This window comes from Serratia sp. 201 (assembly GCF_037027545.1).
GTDB lineage: Bacteria > Pseudomonadota > Gammaproteobacteria > Enterobacterales > Enterobacteriaceae > Serratia > Serratia bockelmannii.
In genome coordinates this window covers 18,776-39,552 of the sequence record NZ_JAXCHC010000008.1, presented here as the reverse complement: position 1 = coordinate 39,552, position 20,777 = coordinate 18,776, and the positions used below count along the sequence as shown (strand labels likewise).

Here is a 20,777-nt window from a genome sequence, read left to right as displayed (position 1 = left end):
GCCAACCTTTAACTTATTTATAATCAGTAGTAATCCAATTTAAAACGAATGGCGGAGCGGTAATCCCCTGCGCGCAATACCTGGCTGTTAGCCACCAGCTGCATTGAATAATTCAATCGATAATCTTTTGTTAGGGTATTTTCTATTGACATCGGCACCCCAGGGTAAATATCTGTGCCGATGCTATCGACAATGCGTAACGCCACGCCACGGGCATCGCCGATGACGCCGAAGTTTTTTCCTTCCGCATTACCGTCAAATATCATGCGGAAATGCTGGCGCCCGGTATTGGTACTGTTTTCCCCTGCCAGCCCGCAGTTCACCAGCTTCAGCGTAAAGGGGCGGGTCAGCCCGTGCCCATCACGGGTAATTTGTTCCACCGGCAAAATTTTCATATCGATGGTTTGATCACGGCTGGCCGCTTCAAGGGCGCAGGCCGCGTTGACAATAGCGCCTTCCATATTGACTCTTCCCCAGCCAATAACCGAAGCCGTTGCCGGCATCGTCTGGGCCGTAAAAATCGCGACCAATAGGGAAGGCGCCACTACATTTTTGCCAATAAGGGCCATAGAGATTATCCCTTGCAAACAGGAATCCATTCGGGGAAAAAGCATACGGGCTAGTCCCGCATGCTATAATTATTCAACCTGTCGTAAATCGATTAGTTATAATTTACAATGAAGTTAGCAGTACTGAAGAAAGTACCGGCTTGAATTGGTTTATTTTTATCGTCTCCATTACCACGCAGGTGAGAGGTGAAATTCAGAGTATATTCAGTATCTGCGCCCGCTTTCAGTACACCAATGTTAATTGGCGTACCCAGCTTAACAGTGTCCGCGCCATGAGAGATAACGACACCGGCGTTTTTAGCGGTGCTCATTGGACCGAATTGCAGCATATCGTCTTTAACACCTTTAAGACCGTTGAAAGTGATCGTCATCGCCGTCTCAGTAGGAGCGTCAGGCAAAATACAGTCTCTCAGCACAATATCGAACGGAGTCTTAACAGCGGAATCACGGCCATTCAGCAGGCTGGAGTCGCCGATTTGGCCCATTTTTACAGTTTGCTCAACGCTCTTCTGATCCATTGAACATGCAGCTTTCGCAATAGAACCTTCAAAGTGAACCTTACCGGTGTTAGCTGCCTGGGCCATCATAGAAGAAGCGCCGAAGGCCAATACCGCTGCAATCATAATTTTGTTCAGTTTCATAGAGATTCCTTACATTCCTTAGTAAGTAGTGGAGAAGAATTAAATCCTTAAAGTCACGCATGCAATGCAGCAGCTTTATTCCTGAGATTCCTGCGCATTGTCTCCGTGGCTAATACGCTGCGTTTCCGCGCCCCGTATCAGTGGAGACAAATTTACACTTAGCGCCTTCCATTTGAAACGTTATGTCGCAAAAATACAAAAACACAGGATTATTATCGATAAAATAATAATTAAATAGATTAAAATCACGATAAATAGGATTTAATTATCAGTATTTATATTAAAAAACTTGTAAGCAGATAAACATTTCATTTCAATTACACGAATAAAGAGAAAAATCCTATTGCCCTGCAACTCAAGGGATTGAAAAAAGTACACAGAGGTCTCAGAATAATCTCTCGACAGGAAAGTTGACGGGTAAATAAAATGATTTTCATTATAAATGAGAGCATCCTCTATAACGAGGAGGAAGGCACATTGATGCATGTCGATAATGCCAGCAATAAAATAGCTTTACTGAAGCCGACCAGCAGACTGCTTTCGTTGTTCATCAAGAATAATAACAAGCTGTTGTTGCGAGAGAGGTTGCTTAATGATGTTTGGGTCGATTATGGGCTGAAAGCCTCCAACAATAACTTAAACAATTACGTTTCCGGGTTACGTAAATCACTGGCGCAGTTTGGCGCCGAGGAGATTATCGTCACCTATCCACGTCAGGGGTTTAAATTTATTGCTCGAAACATTCATGAAGCGAATGAAAATAAGGTGGAAATATATAGAGAAGAAAAGCACCGTGAAACGGAAATAGCGTCTACGCCGCCCCCCGGGACTTCTCCCCCCGGCATCCGACGAGCATTACAACGCTTAATAATGATTGCCGCTGCCTGTCTGGTGCCTTTTGCCATCATTGTGCTGTATCAAAACAGCACGCGTATCAGCGTTTATCCACTTGGGAATTACCAAAGCTGCCAGGTGTACAGTATGACTTTAGGTGGAGGAAGCCTGGAGAACATCAAGCAGGTGATACAACAGGCGGGCTTCAATTGCCGTACGCGGGCCGACGTCTATTATTACGCTAACATTCTTAATGAGAGCACTAACCAGGATGAACAGCAGGTCACCTACTGCCCGCGTACCGGTAACAGCCCTTGCATCAATAATTATATAGCCGGCAATCAACCTTAATCTTTTCGCTCTTGATACCCAGGGTCAGAGACAACATCGGCCCCCCGGTAATTCTGGGGGGGACCGTTATGCGCCAGTCACGCAGACAAAAAGCGGCGAATGGTTATCAGTAAACAGATAGTGATGCCGATCGATACGCTCGATGCGCAAATGCAGCTGCTGCCCGGCGATAGGTAACCGGCGATTCATATCCTCGCGAATAACAGAGTCCTGCGGCTTGCGGGTATTTTTCGTTACCCACATGGTGTAGTTGCTGCCGCGACGCTGGTAACTCATTTCCACGGAGCGATCGACCACATAACGTGTATCACCATCAAAAAAACTGCCGCTCATCAACATAGTGAGCTGTCGCGCGCCCTCAGGCACGATGCTCACCAGCAGCACACGCTCCATCGCCGCATCTTTATCCTGATTATGCACCCGCATCGACGCCCGGCATTCCGGCACCTGCGGCATAGCGAACAGCACATAAGCGGCGGCGCAACAGCAGGCCAGCGCCGCAAAGACTAACAGCGCGTAACGGTAATGCCATATCCGGTTATTTTTCCAGACTTTCATAGTAGTTCTCGCATTGCGCTTTGCCCGCCGCCATCGCCGTCTGCGGACAATAAAAGAAGTAAGAAGATCGCACGCGTTCTGCGCTGCCTGGTACCACCGACTGGCTGTCGTAATAAAGCAGCGTCGCCGGTTCACTACAGTGAATATGATTTCGTTTATCCAGCAACGTTTGCAAGTGCGCCAAATCCGCCTTGCCGGAACCGGTCTTATGATAAGAAGCGATGAACTTCACCTCACAGCTGCCGATGTTGCCTACGCTTACCGTGCTGATCGGCGCATAGCCGGCGTCCTGCCAGGCCCACAGACCGCTCCCCGCCGCCAACAGCAGCAACGCGGCCAACCCGAGGCGCTTAAATCGCTGCGCTCGCAGCGGCTTGGTCGGCAAGGCGCTTTCTGCAGCCGCCGGGATCGGCATCTCCGACGAACTCTCCGACAGGCTGTCCGTCGTCTTCAACGAAGTGGCGGTAAACATAAATCCCTGGCGCGGCAGCGTGACGATAATCTCGTCCTCGCCCAGGGCGGCGAACATCTTGCGCAGGATGGAAATGGTGTTATTGAGGTTATTGCCGGAGGCCACCTGGCCGTGCGCTTCCCATACCTGCGTCAGCAGGGTATCGCGGGAGAGCACCAGGTTATTGTTTCTGACCAATGTGGACAGCAGGCGGTTCAGGGTGGCGGTGAGCGGTTGAGGCGGTAGCTCAGCATTGATATCCACCAACTCTGATCTATCTTCATGATATTTAATCTTATTATTAATTATGTATCTCATTATTCCCCGCTCAAAAAACTAATTAATAATAATTAGCCCTTGTTAAACATGAGAATAGTAGCACACGGCGTGAGTTAAGAAAATTCCTAGAAAAACGCATAAAAAGCTAAATAATCATAAATATAAGAAATAACATTGTGCTGTATCACAGGGTGCCAAACATTTAACTGATGATTATCTATTTCTTATCATGTCGACATTAAAATGCCGCCCGGAAAATACTGGGCGGCACGAGAAGTCGCTATTTTCACTAGGCTTAACGCAACAAGGCTTACTCTTTTAAACGCCGCAGTTGCCTACCCTGCCAGCCACCGAACAGCCACTGGCCGGCTATCGCGCCGAGCAACGCGCAGAACATATCGGACTGCGTGTCCCACGGGTCGCCCTGGGTGCCGAGAAACTCGTCGGCGCCCTGGCCCAGCGCCAGTGCCGCCCACCACTCGATCAACTCATACACCGCGCTGATCGCCAGCGCGATGCAGCACACCACGAAGCCCAGCATCTTGCGGCCCTGCACATAACCGCCGCGCAGCAGGATCTCGCGCGCCGCCAGCGCCGGCACCAATCCCTGGAAGAAATGCCCCAGTTTGTCGTACGGGTTGCGGCCAAGATCCAGCCACTGCTGCACCTCAAAGCCCAGCGGCACGCGAGCATAGCTGTACATGCCGCCGAAAATCAGGATCAGCGCATGGAAGAAAATCAGCGTGTAGAGCAGCGGCGTCAGCGGATAACGGCGATGGGTCAGCCACAGCAACGGCAAAACAATCAATACCGGCGCCACCTCCATCAACCAGGTGGTGCGATCGTAGGGGCTGATGCCGCTATGGATCAGCGCGGCCAGCAGCAGCAGGGTGATAACGGACAACAACAGCGGTGTGCGTGAAGCAGGCATAACCCACGTTCCTTCGGATCAATAAGGCAATCCACACTTTATACCGCAGATCGCACGGCGAAAAAAAACAGGCGGAGCGTCGCCGCTTCGCCTGTCCGAGGGGGTTTACCCTGCGCGGGATTATTTCAGCGCTACGCGGATCACGTCGTCCGGCGCGGTCGCTTCTTTCTCGCGGCTGGAAGCCTGCTTGACGCTAACGTACAGCGTCAGGCCGTCCGGCGACAGCGCCAGGCTGTTCGGGTGGGTCGGCGTCTTGATGGTGTTCAGCACCTTGTAGCTCTTGGCGTCGATCACGCTCACTTCACCCGCCTGGCGATGGGTCACGTAAACTTCATTGCGCGCCGGGTTGAACAGCACCGCCAGCGATTCCGGCACGTCGATCTTGCTCAGGATGTTGCCGCTGCGGGTATCCACCACCAGCACCTGTGGCTGCTTGGAATCGGTGATGAACGCGCGATGGGTGGCGGTATCCAGGCTGATGTTCAGGAAGAAGTGCTCTTTAGCCTCATCCAGCTTCTTGCGCGACAGCACCTTGTTGCTCTGGGTATCGATGGTCACCAGCTCGCCGTCGGCGTTGGTGACGTACAGGCGCTTGGCGGCGGCGTCCAGCGCCAGGCCGGTGCCGTATTTGCCGGTGTCGGTCACGGTGGCACGCAGGGTCAGATCCTTGCCGTCCACCACCCACACCACGCTGGATTCACCCAGCCCGGTAATGTACAGGGTATCGCTGTCGGCATCCGCCACCAGCTCGCGCGGCGCCAGCGGCTTGACGGTCTCAGAGCGCTGGCGCGCGTCCAGCACCAGGCGGCCTTTCACTTCGCCGGTCTTGGCGTCGATGGCGGTCACCGAGTTATTGACGGTATTACCGAAGAACAGCGTGCCGGTTTTAGCGTTGACGGCGGCGCCAAACGGCTTGATGTCGTTATGAATAATCTGGGTCACGTCCAGCGTGGTCGGATCCAGACGGTAGACGATACCGCCCTTGTCCAGCTTGCGGCTCTGCGACGTCGCCAGGTAGAGCGCGTTCTCGCTCGGGCTGTAGGCCATTTCATAGGCGCCCTTGCCAACCGGCTTGCGCAGCACTTCCGGCGCAGTCTGCGCCAGCAACGAGTTGGAGAACAGCAGCGTGGACAGCAGCATCAGCGGGAATGCCGCGCGTTTTCCCTTGGTGATCAAAGCATTCATCGAAATCTCCTTATAGAGCCAACGGGGCAGCCGAGCGGCCGCCCTCTCATCGTTATTAAAATCAGGCTTTCTCTTCGGAAAGCAGCGCCCACCAGCTGTCGATGGTCGGGTTGCGCGCCAGCGCGATAAAGTCGATGTCGCCGCGGATCTTGCGCCAGCGGGTCGCCAGCTCCATGATGCGCACCGAATCCAGGCCATAATCGATCAGGTTTTCATCGTTGCCCATGTCTTCGCTGTCTTCGTCCAGCAGCGGCAGGATCTGCTGACGCAGCGCATCGATGCTGGCAATGCCTGCCGCCGGCAACAGCGACGCGGTGGTCACCACCCGGCCGCAGCGGCCGGCGGTATAGCGCAGCGCCATCAGGTGTTCGTCGCGCGAGAAGTCCGCCAGGCCGTCGGCCACCATGAACGGCTGGATGTTGCGCATGAAGGCGTCAATGGCGGTGGTCAGGCAGCCGATGTGCGCATACACGCCGCAGATGATCAGCTGATCGCGGCCGGACTCCTGCAGGATCTCCTGCAGCGGCGAGCGGTGGAAGGCGCTGTAGCGCCATTTCACCAGCACCGTGTCGTCTTCGTCCGGCGCCAGCGCGGCGGTCACCGCCTGCTGCTCGGGGTGCTTGTTCAGGCCCGGCCCCCACATGTCGTTCAACAGCGCGCGGTCTTCATCGCTCTGCTGGTTCGGCTGTGCGGTATAGAACACCGGAATGCCCTGCTGTTTGCAGTAGCGGCGCAGGTTGGCGATGTTCTCCACCACCTGTTTGATCAGCGCGCTGTCTTCGCCCCAGAAATTGAGGAAATACTGCTGCATATCGTGGATCAGCAGCGCGGCGCGCTGCGGTTCTACCTGCCAGGTGACTTTATTTTGCGGCAGTTCGTCCGCCGTCGGCAGCGCGTAGTCATTAAGTTTTGGAATGGCCATCGATTAATCTCCCTGAGCCTGAGTCTGTAGTTGCGCGTCGAGCTGCTGGCGCAGCCGTTTTTTGTCCACTTTGCCGACCGGGGTCAGCGGCAGGCTGTCCACCTGAATAAAGCGATCCGGCAGTTTGAAGTCCGCCACGCCCTGTTCGCGCAGGTGGCGGCGCAGCACCACCGGCTTCAGCGGCGCGTTGGCGATGATATAGGCACAGCTCTTCTCCCCCATCAGCGCGTCCGGCATCGACACCAACGCGGCGTTGATCACGTCCGGATGACGCAGCAGCAGGTTCTCGATCTCCTCGGCGGCGATCTTCTCCCCGCCGCGGTTGATCTGGTCTTTTTGCCGCCCCTGCACGGTGATGTAACCGTCTTCGCTGATGCTGATCAGATCGCCGGAGCAGTAGAAACCGTCAGCGTCGAAGGCGTCGGCGTTGTGCGCCGGGCTCTGGTAGTAACCGCGGAAGGTATAAGGCCCGCGCGTCATCAACCGGCCGACCTCGCCCGCCGGCAACGGATTGCCGTCGTCATCCGCCACCCATACTTCGTCGTCCGGCGACATCGGCCGCCCTTGCGTCGTCAGAATGTGGCGTTCGTCGTCGTCCAGCCGGGTGTAGTTCACCAGCCCTTCCGCCATGCCGAACACCTGCTGCAGTTGGCAGCCGATTTCGTTCTGAATGCGCGCCGCCAGCGTTTCGCCTAGCTTGGCGCCGCCCACCTGCAGCAGTTTCAGGCTGGCGAGCTGGGCATTGCCGCCCCACTCTTCGATCGCCTGCAGCCACAGCGTGACCGCCGGCGGCACCAGCGCCGTCACGTTGATTTGGTGCTGTTCGATCAGGCGGAAGCACTGCGCGGCGTCCGGATCGGCGGCGAACACCACCAGCCCAGCGCCATAAAACACACCCAACACGCCCGGCGAGCTCATCGGGTAGTTGTGCGCCACCGGCAGCGCGCACAGATAGCGGGTCTGCGCGTCGAAACGGCAGATCTCCACGCTGCGGCGAATGCTGTAGTAGTAGTCATTGTGGGTACGCGGGATCAGCTTCGGCGTACCGGTGCTGCCGCCGGAAAGCTGGAAGAACGCCACCTGATCGGCCGCAGAAGGCTGCGCGACGAAACCGTCGCTGGCTTCGTCCAGCCAGGCGGCCAGCGCCAGCTCACCCTCAGGCTGGCTGCGCAGCGCCACAACCCGCAGCGAAGGATGCACATCGCGGAAGGTATTCAGGAATTGATCGTCGGCATACAGCCCGTGCTGGCGGTCGGCGATCAGCAGCGCCGGTTTGATCTGCTCGGCATAGGCATTCAGTTCGCTGCGCTGATGGCTGAACAGCGCGTTGACCGGCGCCACGCCAATCTTCAGCAGCGCGAAGAACACGATATAGAACTCCGCCACGTTGCCCAGTTGGACCAACGCGGTATCGCCGGATTTCACGCCGCGGCGCAGCAAAGCGGCCGCCAGGCGATCGGAGCGCTGCTGCAGCTCGCGGTAGGTCAGGCTGCCCTGGGCATCGATAATCGCCGGGGCGTCGTTGTTGGCCTGGCGGTCGAGGATCTCGGTCAGCGGCTTGTCAGTCCAGTAGCCGCGCTCGCGATAGCGGCTGGCGAACTCCGCCGGCCAGGGGGTAAAGGCAATGCTCATCTTGTCGTTATCCTTGATTCATACCAAAGGCACGCAGAATGGTGCTGAGTTTGGTGCCTGTTTCATGCCATTCAGATTCGGGTGAAGAGTCTTCCACGATGCCGGCGCCGGCGAACAGCCGTACCCGGTTGCCGTCAACGGTGCCGCAGCGGATAGTCACAACCCACTCGCCGTTGCCTTCGTCGTCGCACCAGCCGACGATGCCGCCGAACAGGCCGCGATCGAACGGCTCCAGCTTGTCGATCAAGGCGTGCGCCTCGGCCGTCGGCATGCCGCACAGCGCCGGCGTCGGGTGCAGCAGGCAGGCCAGCGACAGGGCATTTTCGTCTGGAGACGCCGCCTCGCCGTCGATCGGCGTGGAGAGATGCCACAGCGTCGTGGTGGTCAGCAGTTCAGGGGTTTGCGGCACGTTCAGGTAGCGGCAGCGGCCGGCCAGCACGTCACGCATGCTTTCGGTGACGATGCGATGCTCATGGCGATCTTTCGCCGAGGCCATCAGCCGCTCCCCCACTTCGCGATCGCGCTGCGGATCGGCCTCGCGCCGGGCGGAACCGGCCAGCGGGTTAGAATAGAAACGGCCGCTGTCCTGGCGCAGCAGCAGCTCCGGGCTGGCGCCCAACAGCGCGCCCTGCTCCAGCGGCACATGGAAATGGAAACCGTGCGGGTTCTGGGCGATCACGCGCGCCATTAGCGCATGGCGATCCACCGGCTGGCGCGTTTCGATCTCCAGCAGGCGCGACAAGACCACTTTATCCAGCTCACCGGCCTTCATCGCGTCGACGGCATCGCTGACCATGTTCATAAACGGCTGCTGCGGCGGCAGCTCCGTCACGCCGGCCAGTTCAGGACCGTTCGCCGGCGGCCGAACGCCAGCCATAAAAGCGGCGCGATCGAACCAGCGGCTCTGCTGCGGAATAAACAGCGCCGAAGGCTGCCGGGTATCGAACGGGATGGCGCCGCACAGCAGCGGTTTTTTGATGCCGGCCTGACGGGCTTCGGCAAACGCCTGCCGTACGCTGCGCTGGAACTCGCCGTTCAGATCGGCGCCGTCCGCGGCCGGCAGGCGAATGCGGCTGAAACAACCGGTGGTGGTCAAGCTGCGGAAAGGAGAGGTAAAGAAGAAGCCCGACGCCGGAGAAAAATCAGCGGCGAATCGGTGTTCTTCGCGCTCCTGCATTTCCTTTCGATTGATGTCGTTCACGGCAGTATCCATCGCTTCGCCCTCATCATTTGAAGTGATAACCAATATAATAATGATTATCATTTGAGTTAATTCCGCGCTAAATTACTCGCCGATATTTGCTATGTCAATAAACGTAAGCACTTCTTTCATTTCGAAATCATGACATAAACGCTGTGGGTTTTACGCATGCCGATGATAAGCATTGCCATTATGTCCCCACAGCGTCGCATTAACGCATCGAGTTACTTTTCACTGGTCGGCTGAGGCTCGTTCTGCGGCTCCGGTTTGTGCAGCGTCACCTGGCGCAAACCGGTCATGGCGAACAGCAACAGGATGCCGAGCACCGCCGCGCCGAAGCCGAAACCGCTGGCGCTCATCGCCGGCAGCATGAAGGCGCCCATCGCCCCCAGCAGCAGTGCGCCCAGCGCATCGCCCACCACGTTCTGCGCCGTCCACAGGCCGTTGATGCGGCCGAGGAAGTTGTCCGGCGTCAGGCTCTGGATCAGGCCGTATTGCAGCAGCGAGTTCAGCGCGCTCAGGTAGCCGAACGCCACCAGGCACAGCAACGCCAGGCTGTACCACGGTATCAGGCCGAACAGGCCAATGGCGGCGAATGCCGCGATCGCCGTCAGCAGCATCACCCAGCCGGGGCGCGCCACGTGCGCCACGCGCCCGCTGGTAAACGCGCCGATGGCCGCGCCGAGCGGCACGGCGGCGTACATATAACCGAGGTGGGCAGCGTCGATGTGCCAGCTTTCCGCCATCGCCGGGTACAGTACGCGCACCGCGCTGGCCATGGTCAGCAGCGCGCCGATCAGCGCCACCATGCCGATCACCTTGTTCTGGAACAGGAAGGCGAAGCCGCCCGCCAGCGCGCGCAGCGGGTGTTCACGCGGCTGCGGTGGCGGCATCAGCTGCGGCAGGCTCAGCAACGGCAGCAGCGTCAGCAGGGTGCCGAACGCCGCCAGGCCGTAGTTCCAGGCAATGCCCATATGGGCGATCACCAGGCCGCCAATCGCCGGGGAAAGAATCGAGCCGAAGCGCACCGTCAGCATGCTGATGGCGCCCGCCTGCACGATGTTTTCGCGGCCCACCAGCGCCGGCGTGGCCGCCAGCAGCGCCGTCACCCCCACCGCGCCGAAGAAACCGTCCCACACCGCCAACAGATAAATGGCCGCCAGCGAAGGCGACGGCAACAGGGCATTGAGGCACAGGCCGACGAAGCCGATGCCGCAGGTGGATCGCGCGAACAGGATCAACCGGCGCCGCTCATAGCGATCGGCCAATACGCCCCCCATCAGCAGCCCGGCGAACATGCCGCCGCCGGCCAGCGTCACCGCCAACCCGACCTGCAGGGTGGAACCGGTCAGCGCCTGGATCTGCACCGGGATGGCGATCGCCATCAACCCCAGCGCCACAATGGAGATAAAGCGCGCGCAGAACACCGCGCGGAAAGCCCGGTTAGTTTTCAACAGGCTGAAATCAAGCAGGATGGAGGGTTTGCTACTCATCGGTTGTTCACCACATCTTTAAACGGGGATTCTGCAATTGCGGAGCGCTATGCTAGCACAGATGACGAAATCAATAATGATAATAAAAATCATTGATATTCAATTGTGAGCAACCGCAAGAAACGCCGCCACACGCGGGGTAATCCCCGTGCCTGGCGGCGAGATGACGGGCGCGATCACAGCGTGCGCAAGATCCGGTTCAGCAGCGGCCCCAGCACTTTGAACGACGCCGGCGAAACGATATCGACATGCGCGCAGTCCAGCTCGTGCGCCTGCAGCGCATCGACGTATTGCGACCAGGTCTGCTGCACGTCCATCCCTTCCTGCAGCGTGCGTTTAGCGACGAACAGCGTCGCCTGGCCGTGGAAGCGAGCGGTACGCGTGTGCGACAGCAACCGCACCGAATCGGCGTAGTTGGCTTCGATGTTGTCGAACATCGCCGTGCGCGTCTCGCCCAGCGCCGGATCGAGCGTATCCTGCGACACCGCCAGAAACTGCTCGCGCTCGCGCTGCACTTCCTTCAACACGTTGTCGTCCAGCATCACGTCCCAGTTTTGGGTCTCCGGCGGATAAGTATCCAGCAGGCCGAGGAACGCCACCTCTTCGCCGCGCGCCTGCAGCCGGGCGGCGATGCCCTGGGCCAGCGTGCCGCCCAGCGAGTAGCCGATGAAGTGGTACGGCCCGTGCGGCTGGACCTGCAACACCGTCTGCAGGTGGGCATCCACCACCTGATCCATATCTTCGCTCAGCGCCAGCGGGCCATCCGGCCGCGGTGACTGGATACCGACCAGCGACCAGTGCTGATCGAGATAGCGCGGCAATACGCTGAACTGCCAGGAGAAGCCGGACGCCGGGTGCAGACAGAACAGCGTCGGCCCCTCGGTGACGCGCAGCGGCAATACGCTGTCGAAGCCGCTGCGATCGGCCTCTTCCTGCGTGCGATCTTCCGCCAGCAAGACAGCCAGTTGCTCGACGCGCGACGCCACCATCACCTGGCCGACAGACACCGCCTTGCCCAGATCGCGGCGCAGCTCCGCCGCCAGCCGCATCGCCAGCAGCGAATGGCCGCCGAGCGCGAAGAAATCGTCGTCGGCGAACACCTGCTCGCGCTGCAGCAAACGGGCGAACACCGCCGCGATCTCGCTTTCCAGCCCGGCCTGCGGCGGCCGTCCTGCCTTGCGCTCACCGCCCTGCGGCTGCGGCAAGGCCTTGCGATCCAGCTTGCCGTTGGCACTCAGCGGCAAATCACTCATTTCCACCAGCGCCACCGGTACCATGTGCGGCGGCAGACGGTCGGCCAGGGCCGCGCGCAGGGCTTGCGCATCCCAGCTCGCGCCAGGCTGCATCACCAGATAGCCCACCAGCTGGCGCGCATCGCCGCCGGCATCCACCGGCGTGCCCTGCAGCACCAGCGCGTGCGTCACCGCCTGGCGCACGCCCGGCAGCGACAGCAAGGCGTGGTCGATTTCACTCAGCTCGATACGCTGCCCGCGGATCTTCAGCTGATCGTCGCTGCGGCCCAAATATTCCACCGTGCCGTCCGGCAGCCAGCGCGCCACGTCGCCGGTGCGGTACATGCGCCCGCCCTCGCCGAACGGATCGGCGACAAAGCGGCTGGCGGTCAGATCCGGCCGGCCCAGGTAGCCGTGCGCCAGCTGCACGCCGGTCAGATACATATCGCCCGCCACGCCCGGCGGCACCGGCCGCAGGCGCGCGTCCAGAATGCGCAGCCCGGTGTTCCATACCGGCAGGCCGATCGGCACGTTGGCGCCGGTCACTTTCGCCAGTGCGTCGCCGTAAGCCGGATGCCAGGTCACGTCCACCGCCGCTTCGGTCGGGCCGTAGAGGTTGTGCAACGGCACCGCCGTGCGGCTTTGCCACAGGCGGCACAGCTCCGCCGGCAGCGCTTCGCCGCTGCAGAACACCTGGCGCAGCGCGGCGCAGTTCGCCACCGCCGCGTCGTCGTCCAGTGCGGCCACGAAAGCCGCCAGCATCGACGGCACGAAGTGCATCGTGGTAATGCGGTGTTGTGCGATCAGCTGTTGCAGCTGCTGCGGATCGCGATGCGCCTCCGGCGGCGCCATCACCAGCCGGGCGCCGACCATCAGCGGCCAGAAGAATTCCCACACCGAGACGTCGAAACTGCACGGCGTTTTCTGCAGCACCGCGTCGTCCGCCCCCAGCGGATACTGGTGTTGCATCCACAGTAGGCGGTTGACGATCGCCTGATGGCCGACCAGCACGCCTTTCGGGCGCCCGGTGGAGCCGGAGGTAAAGATGATATAGGCCGCATGGTCCGGCGTCGGGCCCGCGATCGCCACCCCGGCGGCGTGATCGGCCGCCAGCGGCGCGTCATACAGCAAGATTTCGCCCTTGTCGGCGAAACGCGCCTGCTGCGCCGGGTTAGTGATGACCAGCCGGGGCGCGGCGTCTTCCAGCATCATCGCCAGCCGCTCGTCCGGATAACCGGTGTCCAGCGGCAGATAGGCGGCGCCCGCTTCCACGATCGCCATCAACGCCAGCGACAGGAACACCGAACGCGGCAGCGCCACCGCCACGATGTCGCCCGGCCGCACGCCCTGCGCCACCAGCTCGCGCGCCAGCGCCGTAACCTGCTCGCGCGTTTCGCGGTAGGTGAAATTGAAATGCGCATCCGCCAGCGCCGGTGCGTCCGGCGTGGTTTGCGCCTGCTGCGCCAGCAACTGGCTCAGCGTGGTCGCCGGCACCGGGTGCGCCGTGTCGTTGACCCGCGCCAGCAGCGCGTGATCGTCGGCGGTCAGCATATCGGCTTCGCCGATCGGCAACGTTGCCTGCGCGGCGAACTGCGCCAGCAGCAGCGGCAACCGCTGCAGGTGCGCCTGCAGTTCCTGGCGGCTGTAACGCTCGGCGTTGGCCAGCAGCTCCACCTTCAGCTGATGGTGTTCGTCGATAAACAGCGCAATCTCCAGATCGCGCACCGGCCCGGAGGCCAGATCGTGGGTAATGCCTTCGATACCGGCGAAATCCAGCTGGTAATCGAACATTTTGAAGTTGAAGACCGTGCCGTACAGCGGTTCGCCGTCGCCGATGCGGCCCAGATCGCGCTGCACCTGTTCGGCGTCGTAGCGCTGATGGCGGCGCACCGTTTTCAGCTCGCGGCTGATGCGGGCGGCGGCCTCATACAGCGTGGCCTGCGGCTCGAGGTGCATCTCCATCGGCAACACGTTGATCACCGGGCCAGCGGCGCACAGGGCGGCCGATCCGGTGCGGCGCATGAAGATAAAACCGGCGCTGAAGCTCGGTTGGCCGCTCAGACGCGATACCCACAACGCCACCAGCGCCACCGCCATATCGGCGGCGTTCAGCTTCTGCTGCGCGCCACGCTGCACCAGTTCGGCGAAGGCCTGCGGATCGCAGCGCTGTTCCAATCGATGGATGCGCGGCGTGGGCGTTTGCCCGGCCAGCGGCTGCGGGCAGAGCGTGGCCGGCGGCGGCAGTTGCCGCGCTTTTTCGCGCCAGAAATCGGCGTCGCGTTGCCAGGCCGGCGCCTCCCGGTAAGCCTGGTATTCCGCCACCACGTCGCTGAACGCCGTGAAAGGCGTCGGTTCCAGCGCGTCGCCGCGGCAAAGGTGGGTATAAATCGCCGCCACGCGGCGAGCGATGGCGGTGAAGCTGAAGCCGTCCACCAGCAAATGGTGATAGCGCTGATACCAGAACCAACGGTCATCCGCCAAACGCATCACCACATGGCGATACAGCGGTGCGCCGCTGCCGGCGCGCAGATCGCTCGCCAGATCGATGTCCATCAGGGCACGCGCGGCGGCTTCAGGATCCGGCGACGTCGTCAGATCGACAAGTTCCGGCGCGTGCACCGCCAGCGCGTCGTCCAGCCATTGCACCGGCACGCCGTCGCGTTCCGCAAAACGCAGGCGCAGCATGTCCACCTCGCCCAGGCCCTGGATGATGGCCTGCAGCAGAGGCTCCACGGCAACAGGGCCGTTGAGTTCGATGGCATGTGCGACCGCGTAGGCATTGCGATGCGGGGAGATTTGATCGGCGACCCAAATGCCGGGTTGCGCCGCGACCAACGGCCATTCGCCCGCAAGCGCCGGGCCGCTGAGAGAGTTAGGGGTGTGTGACACTGCTTATTGCTCCCGTGATTACCTGGCGCCGGTCACGCCTCGCGTGCTGCGACCGGCAGAATGTCTTGCCAATGCTGTTCCAGCCATTCGGCGCACGCGGTGTGCGCCGCCGGGCCAAAGACGATCGTCCACTCGGACGGAATGGCGCGGAAATCCGGCCACAAACTGTATTGTTGTTGTACGTTGCGCAGCACCAGGCTGCGCTGCTGTTGATCATCGAACGGATTCAGGCTTTCCATCATGTGTTCCTCGTGCCGTCGCCGATGCCGGGTAAGCGGTGGCGAAAGCGGAAGCCCAGACCGCCTGCAGCCCATCGGTCAGGCCACTGCGCCAACACAGCGCGTCGTGCCCGCCTTCCACCACCCGGTAGTGCACCCGATGGCCGGCGTCACTCAGGCGCACCGCCATTTCGCCGCTGACCCGGTGCACCAGCTTTTCCTGCGAACCGGCTTCCATAAATACCTTCAGCGCGCCGTGGTTGCCCAAACCGTGCCGTTCCACCTGCTGCATCAGCCAGCAGGCATCGTCGGGAATGCTCGGCAGCTGCAGCATGTCGCGCCGCGGCCACCAGTAGGAACCGGACTGGGTGATCACCGCGCCGAAGCGCTGCGGCCAGCGCAGCCCGGCATACAGGGAAGCCAGGCCGCCAAAGCTTTGCCCCGCCACCACCGTGTCGGCCGGTTTGTCGCTGTGCGGCGCCCAGTCGGCCAGCTGCGGCATCAATTCTTCCTGCACCGCCAGCCAGAAATCGTCCTTGCAGGTTAATTCTCGCGCCCGGTGCGGCAGATCAATGATGTCGATCAGCACATACACCGCTTCCGGCAACGCCCCCTCGCGGGTCAGCTGCATCAGCGGCTCCCAAACCGGCATCTGCTTCGCCCAGAACTGGCCGTCGAGCAGGATCGCGAGCGGGCGCTCGGCCGGCTTACTGTCGCCGGTCGTGTAGATCCAGACATCGCGGCTGTTGCCCAGGCGCTCACTGCACCAGGTATGGCGCTGCAAACGCGCCGGCAGCGGCGGCGTGCAGCGCCCGCTGGCGATCTCATACTCGTCGAACGAGCGCCATACCGGCTGCGGCGGCGCATCCGGCATGTGCAGGCCGGAGACGCTGTGGCCGCTGGCGCTTTGCCAGGAGCGATAAGGGTTGAGCAGATCGGGGGTGGCGCTGGCGAACACCTGATGCCACCAGTGGCGCAGGTTGTGCATGTTGGCGTGCGCATCGTCGCCGCTGAACGCCGGCGGCCGCTCGTCAAAACAGGGGATAAAGCAGTAGCTGCCGCGCCAGGCGCCGCTCAGCTCGGTCTGCCAGTACCACACGTCGGTACCGGCCAAACGCTGCAGGCTTTGCGGCGGATTCGGCTGGTGATGGTCGGTCAGGCAGTTAATGTTAATCCACACGCGACGGTAGGCGGAGGTCAATTCGCATCCCTGAGGATCGCGCCAGAAAAAGGTGGTTCGCCAGCGGCCGTTACCCGCCGGTTCTACCCATGGCGTACCGCGCCGTGCCACCGTCAACCACCACCCTGGACTGCCCGCATTGCTGCTGGCCAATAATCTGCTGCTTTCTGACTGTAGTTCTGTATTCACAACGCCTACCCATTTTGTAGTTGGCGGCACCGGGAACGTCGACTTTTCCCTATCGCCGGCCACCGCCCGAACGCACTGTACGCCAAATACTATTGATAATAATTTGCATTTGCAATAGTGTGTAAGGCTTGGAGATCGTGCTGGTATTGCGCGCAACGGACAGGGATCGGAGATACATCAATGGCATCCCTTGCCGCAGCCGATTTTCTATTTCCGACTACACAAAAACTACAACCGCCCTTCCCCCCGTTCGGCGAGGGATGGCAGCAAGGTAGGACACTCAAATGAAAAGCAAGCTATCACGTTATTCTTTAGCCACTCTTATCGGCTTGGGATTGGGCGCGTCCGCGTTCGCCAACGCCGCGCAGCAGACCGACACCCCCACCACGGAAGAAAACAGCGGCACAGCGGATAAAAAGCCGCGCGGCGAAGACACCATCGTCGTGACCGCCGCCCGGCAGAACCTGCAGGCGCCGGGGGTGTCCACCATCACCGCCGAAGAGATCAAAAAACGCCCGCCGGCGCGCGACATCAGCGAACTGATCCGCACCATGCCCGGGGTTAACCTGACCGGCAACTCCACCAGCGGCCAGCGCGGCAACAATCGCCAGATCGATATCCGCGGCATGGGCCCGGAAAACACCCTGATTCTGATCGACGGCAAACCGGCCTCCAGCCGCAACTCGGTGCGTCAGGGCTGGCGCGGCGAGCGCGACTCGCGCGGCGATACCGCCTGGGTGCCGCCAGAAATGATCGAGCGCATCGAAGTACTGCGCGGCCCTGCCGCAGCGCGCTACGGCAACGGCGCCGCGGGCGGCGTGGTCAACATCATCACCAAGAAGGCCGGTGATGCGCTGCACGGCTCGCTGAACGGTTATTTCAACGTGCCGCAGCACAAGCAGGAAGGCGCCACCAAGCGCACCGACTTCAGCCTGTCCGGCCCGCTGAGCGATTCCCTGAGCTTCCGCCTGTTCGGCGGCTACAGCAAAACGCAGGCCGACGCCTGGGACATTAACGAATCACACAAGTCCGAACGCGTAGGCGCCTACGCCAACAGCCTGCCCGCCGGGCGTGAAGGGGTGGTCGATAAAAACATCGACGCCTTGCTGCACTGGGACTTCGCCCATCTGCAGTCATTGGAGTTCGAGTATGCCTACGGCCGCCAGGGCAACCTGTATTCTGGCGATACCCAGAACACCAACACCAATGCCCTGGTGCAGAGCAACTACGGCAAAGAGACCAACCGCATCTACCGTGAAACCTTCGGCCTGACCCACCGCGGCGCCTGGGACAACGGCGTGAGCACCAACAACTACGTGCAGTTCGAGCGCACCCGCAATACCCGCCTGAACGAAGGGCTGGCCGGCGGCACCGAAGGCATCTTCGACACCAAAAATACCGGTTTCGGCACCACCAAGCTGGACGACTTCCTGGCGCACAGCGAAGTCAGCGTGCCGTTTGAGCTGGGCGTTTCACAGACCGCCACGCTGGGTACCGAGTGGACCCAACAGCGGATGAAAGACGGCACGTCCACCAGCCAAACGCTGATGGGCGGCACTATTCCCGGCATGGGCAACGGCACGCGCAGCCCTTACGCTTCCGCGCATATCTTCTCGCTGTTCGCCGAAGACAACATCGAGCTGACCGACACCACCATGCTGACGCCGGGTCTGCGTTACGATCTGCATTCAGAATCCGGCAACAACTGGAGCCCGGCGCTGAACCTGTCGCAGGAACTGGGCGACTACTTCACGCTGAAAATGGGCATCGCCCGTTCTTACAAGGCGCCGACCCTGTACCAGACCAACGGCAACTACCTGCTGTACAGCAAAGGCCAAGGGTGTGCGGGCAGCGATGTCAGAAACGGCTGCTACCTGCTCGGTAACGACGATCTGAAGGCGGAAACCAGCGTCAACAAAGAGATCGGGCTGGAGTTCCATAACGAAGGCTGGCTGGCCGGCGTCACCTACTTCCGCAACGATTACCACAACAAGATTGAAGCGGGTAACTCGCGCATCGCCACCAGCAGCACCGGTACGGCGGTCTATCAGTGGGAGAACGTACCGAAGGCGGTGGTGCAGGGGCTGGAAGGCTCGTTGAACGTGCCGGTCAGTGAGACCGTCACCTGGAGCAACAACGCCACCTACATGATCGAGAACAAGAACAAGACCACCGGCGATTACCTATCGGTGATCCCGAAGTTCACCGTCAACTCGACCCTCAGCTGGCAGGCTACGCAGGATCTGTCGATGCAGTCCACCCTGACCTGGTACGGCCGTCAGAAGCCGAAGAAGTACAACTACCAGGGTAAACCGGCCACCGGCGGCGAAACCCGCGAGGTCAGCCCTTACGCCGTCGTCGGCGCCAGTGCGACCTATGACCTGACCAAAAACGTCAGCGTCACTGCCGGCATCGACAACCTGTTCGACAAACGCCAGTTCCGCGCCGGTAACGCGCAGAACGTGGGCGACCCGATTACCGGCGCGATCAACATCGCCGGCGCAGGCGCGGCCACCTACAACGAACCGGGCCGTACCTACTACATGAGCATCAACACCCACTTCTGATGACATGACCCAACGACAAAGGGGGGCTCAGCCCCCCTTGAGGTAAATGACAAAGCGGATGACGTTGCCGGGCTTTCATTAGGCGACAGATAGAAAACAAGGAAAATCAATTCATTGATTTTCGGCTGATAACCACAAAGGAGGAAAAACCACGCTTTTTCCTCCTTTGTCAGCCACTAGAAAGGGCGCCTCGGCGCCCTTTTTTTATATTTATATTCAGTTACCTGGTGTGCAGTTGAATGCGCACCACGCTTTCCGGCTTGCCGGCCTTGGTGGAGGCACCGTCGTTTTTCACCGTCACGAACAGCGCGTCGCCTTTCGGATCCAACGCCAGGCTGTTAGGGTGCGGCGGCAGGTCTACGGTTTGCAGGCGCTTGAGCGTTTTGGCGTCGAACACCGTCAGCGTCCCGGCGCCGTGATCCACGCGTACCCCTTTGCGGTTGGCGACATACAGCCGCTGGCTGCGCTCGTCGAGTAGCAGGCCGATCGGCACCTCATCCGTCAGCTCGCTGGCCAGCACTTTGCCGCTGTCCGCATCCAGCGCAAACACCCGGTGGCCACTGCTGCGCTTCACGTAGTCGTGCCCCAGATGATGGTTGCGGTAGTCGTCGCGATCGATACCCTGATCGACGCCCAACAGGCGATTGCTCGCCGGGTCATACACCAGGTTCAGCAGCTGATCGGCCTGTACTTCGTGGGTGGCGGTGATCGCCAGCGTGTCGGCGTTAAGGGTGATCACCTGCCCCTGCATGTTGGAAACGAATACCCGACGGCCCTTCTCATCCAGCGTGATGCCCACCGCGTTGTAGCCGAAGCCCGGGATCACTTTCTCCAGCTTGCCGGCTTTGGTATCGACCACGTACAGCACGCTGTCGACGCCGAAACCCAGACCCGGCAGGAACAGACGGCCGCTTTGCGCGTCATACTTGAGCTCTCGGAGGCGGTACAGGTAGTCCTCGGTGATTTTGAATTTCTTCAGCTCCGCCAACAGGAAATCCAGACGCTTGCCGCTGATGCCCGCCTGCTTGTAAGCCTGCTCCAGCACCGCTTTGTCCAGCAGCTTGATGCTGCCCAGCGCGTGGTTGGTAGTGGTGTCCACCACCCCGACTTCGCCGTTGAAGGCCTGCGTCAGGTACAGGCGATTGCCCGCGTCGTTCAGCGCCACGCCGAAGCCTTTCACCTGCAGTGGGATCTCTGCCTTGATCGCCAGGGTGTTGGGATCCAGCCGCAGCACGCGGGAGCGCGCCTCTTCCTTCCAGTCCGGCGCGCTGACGAACAGCGCCTGTTGCGAGGTGCTGTAGGCCATCTCCACCACCGTCGACGATAGCGCCTCGCGCTTGATGTCCTGCGGTTTGATGCCGACATCGTCCGCCTGCGCGGCGCCGGCGACCACCAGAGAGGCCGCCACCAGCAGCGACAGTAGCGCGCGCGGGGTTGCTAGGGTTCCAGACATCC

General features: G+C 60.5%; 16 protein-coding genes. 2 read left to right on the top strand and 14 right to left on the bottom strand.

Annotated elements, in window-relative coordinates:
* Nucleotides 1-23 precede the first annotated feature (23 nt).
* Nucleotides 24-569 carry a fimbrial protein gene (locus tag WA302_RS24890; protein ID WP_025304977.1) on the bottom strand — a complete coding sequence of 182 codons (546 nt, stop codon included), beginning with the start codon at nt 567-569 and terminating at the stop codon, nt 24-26.
* A 92-nt stretch (nt 570-661) separates the two neighbouring features.
* Complete coding sequence (locus WA302_RS24885) at nt 662-1,210, bottom strand: fimbrial protein (RefSeq protein ID WP_025304976.1); 549 nt, start codon at nt 1,208-1,210, stop codon at nt 662-664.
* A 426-nt stretch (nt 1,211-1,636) separates the two neighbouring features.
* Here WA302_RS24885 and WA302_RS24880 point away from each other — a divergent pair, with 426 nt between their 5' ends.
* Nucleotides 1,637-2,395: a winged helix-turn-helix domain-containing protein gene (locus tag WA302_RS24880; protein WP_060433939.1), complete on the top strand. Its 759-nt coding sequence runs from the start codon at nt 1,637-1,639 to the stop codon at nt 2,393-2,395.
* A 66-nt stretch (nt 2,396-2,461) separates the two neighbouring features.
* Here the strand turns inward: WA302_RS24880 and WA302_RS24875 are convergent, their stop codons facing one another.
* The 11 genes from WA302_RS24875 to fes form a co-directional block, all read right to left on the bottom strand.
* Nucleotides 2,462-2,953: a hypothetical protein gene (locus tag WA302_RS24875; RefSeq protein ID WP_164068737.1), complete on the bottom strand. Its 492-nt coding sequence runs from the start codon at nt 2,951-2,953 to the stop codon at nt 2,462-2,464.
* Entirely contained in the window at nt 2,934-3,668 is a 735-nt protein-coding gene (locus WA302_RS24870) for a winged helix-turn-helix domain-containing protein (protein ID WP_230201419.1), read from the bottom strand. Before WA302_RS24870 ends, WA302_RS24875 begins: the two co-directional genes overlap by 20 nt.
* Before the next feature lie 325 nt (nt 3,669-3,993).
* The gene (locus WA302_RS24865; protein WP_049204134.1) at nt 3,994-4,614 is read right to left on the bottom strand and encodes a DUF2238 domain-containing protein; all 621 of its coding nucleotides are present in this window, start codon (nt 4,612-4,614) and stop codon (nt 3,994-3,996) included.
* Nucleotides 4,615-4,734: 120 nt separating this feature from the next.
* On the bottom strand, nt 4,735-5,799 hold the full coding sequence (yncE, locus tag WA302_RS24860; RefSeq protein ID WP_261456586.1) for a 7-bladed beta-propeller protein YncE: 1,065 nt from the start codon (nt 5,797-5,799) through the stop codon (nt 4,735-4,737).
* Between the two features lie 61 nt (nt 5,800-5,860).
* Nucleotides 5,861-6,721, bottom strand: coding sequence for an isochorismatase (locus WA302_RS24855; protein WP_004930014.1), 861 nt, complete (start codon nt 6,719-6,721; stop codon nt 5,861-5,863).
* A 3-nt stretch (nt 6,722-6,724) separates the two neighbouring features.
* Nucleotides 6,725-8,353, bottom strand: a complete 1,629-nt coding sequence (locus WA302_RS24850) for a (2,3-dihydroxybenzoyl)adenylate synthase (RefSeq protein WP_313246214.1) — start codon at nt 8,351-8,353, stop codon at nt 6,725-6,727.
* A 7-nt stretch (nt 8,354-8,360) separates the two neighbouring features.
* A complete protein-coding gene (locus WA302_RS24845) occupies nt 8,361-9,566 on the bottom strand; it encodes an isochorismate synthase (RefSeq protein WP_240275337.1) in 1,206 nt (401 codons plus the stop codon).
* Between the two features lie 212 nt (nt 9,567-9,778).
* Nucleotides 9,779-11,047, bottom strand: coding sequence for an enterobactin transporter EntS (gene entS / locus WA302_RS24840; protein WP_261456588.1), 1,269 nt, complete (start codon nt 11,045-11,047; stop codon nt 9,779-9,781).
* Nucleotides 11,048-11,223: 176 nt separating this feature from the next.
* Nucleotides 11,224-15,168: an enterobactin synthase subunit F gene (locus tag WA302_RS24835; protein ID WP_261456589.1), complete on the bottom strand. Its 3,945-nt coding sequence runs from the start codon at nt 15,166-15,168 to the stop codon at nt 11,224-11,226.
* Nucleotides 15,169-15,200: 32 nt separating this feature from the next.
* Entirely contained in the window at nt 15,201-15,407 is a 207-nt protein-coding gene (locus tag WA302_RS24830; protein WP_025304965.1) for an MbtH family protein, read from the bottom strand.
* A complete protein-coding gene (gene fes, locus WA302_RS24825; protein WP_075201420.1) occupies nt 15,382-16,755 on the bottom strand; it encodes an enterochelin esterase in 1,374 nt (457 codons plus the stop codon). Before fes ends, WA302_RS24830 begins: the two co-directional genes overlap by 26 nt.
* A gap of 284 nt (nt 16,756-17,039) precedes the next feature.
* Between fes and WA302_RS24820 the strand changes: the two genes are divergently transcribed.
* Complete coding sequence (locus WA302_RS24820) at nt 17,040-19,322, top strand: TonB-dependent siderophore receptor (protein ID WP_141971570.1); 2,283 nt, start codon at nt 17,040-17,042, stop codon at nt 19,320-19,322.
* A 220-nt stretch (nt 19,323-19,542) separates the two neighbouring features.
* On the opposite strand, the gene WA302_RS24815 is transcribed toward WA302_RS24820, so the two are convergent.
* Nucleotides 19,543-20,775 carry a YncE family protein gene (locus WA302_RS24815; protein ID WP_025304962.1) on the bottom strand — a complete coding sequence of 411 codons (1,233 nt, stop codon included), beginning with the start codon at nt 20,773-20,775 and terminating at the stop codon, nt 19,543-19,545.
* Nucleotides 20,776-20,777 lie beyond the last annotated feature (2 nt).